Annotated in this window: 1 protein-coding gene; it reads right to left on the minus strand. The window is 33.3% G+C overall.

Annotated elements, in window-relative coordinates; genetic code table 11:
* Positions 1–311 precede the first annotated feature (311 nt).
* The gene (locus DD616_RS17260) at positions 312–644 is read right to left on the minus strand and encodes a DMT family transporter (protein WP_208871988.1); all 333 of its coding nucleotides are present in this window, start codon (positions 642–644) and stop codon (positions 312–314) included.
* Between the last annotated feature and the right edge of the window lie 328 nt (positions 645–972).

Below are 972 nucleotides of genomic sequence, written 5' to 3' on the forward strand. Positions count from 1 at the left end.
TAGCCGGGCGTTATGTGTAATCAGAATCACGAGTTTGATCTGTTTTTAACATCTATGAAACTAGAAATATAATATCCAAGAAATTACATTTTATAACGCGTTTATTCGATAATGTATGTGTTTTAAATAGGATGAAAATATTCACATAACCAGGGGGCTACAACTAAACTATAATGTATATATTATTTAAAAACTGCGATGATACTTGCTTGTGAGACTAGACTTTACTCACCACAGCCTAGAGCCTTCTAACTATTTTATAATAGTCTAAGCCCTTGGAATAGGGCTTAGATACTCCATCGCACTATTAATTAATGCGCTACGGATTTAGAGAGTAAATTAAGAACTACAACGCCACTAATTATTAAAGCCATTCCGATACCGGCCCATAGATCTAACTTCTGCCCAAACAATCCCCAGCCTATAATAGAAACTACTACTATTCCTAATCCTGACCATACCGCATAAGCGATGCCTAACGGTATTGACTTTAAAGTTAAGGATAAGCAATAGAAAGCCACGGCATACCCCAAAATAACAGCCAGGGAAGGCATAAGCTTAGTAAAACCCTCACTAAGCTTCAGACTTGTTGTAGCAAAAACCTCACCTAATACAGCAACAAATAATACTAACCAAGTATTCATAAACTATTCCTAACGAAAAATCATAATAAACAAGATTCAGATAATAGCGTATATTAAAAATAATTATAGACTTGATTATTTTTATTGCTTGTGGGCAAATTAAATATATAAATAATTATATTGTTGATTTATAATGATTTTTGTAAAAACCCTGGTTCTGTCTGTCGAAATATTTTTTTAAAATTTATTTAAATAGTAGGTATTTTGGGTCAAATTAAGACAAGTTTCGTGACATTGTTGAGGAATATTTGCTTAAGGTAATAGAGGCCGAAAAATGGGCTCAGCCAAAAAACATAACAAACGGCTTAAGAGGGATTGCCAACGCTTG

It is taken from the genome of Vibrio anguillarum (genome assembly GCF_003390515.1).
GTDB classification, from domain to species: domain Bacteria; phylum Pseudomonadota; class Gammaproteobacteria; order Enterobacterales; family Vibrionaceae; genus Vibrio; species Vibrio anguillarum.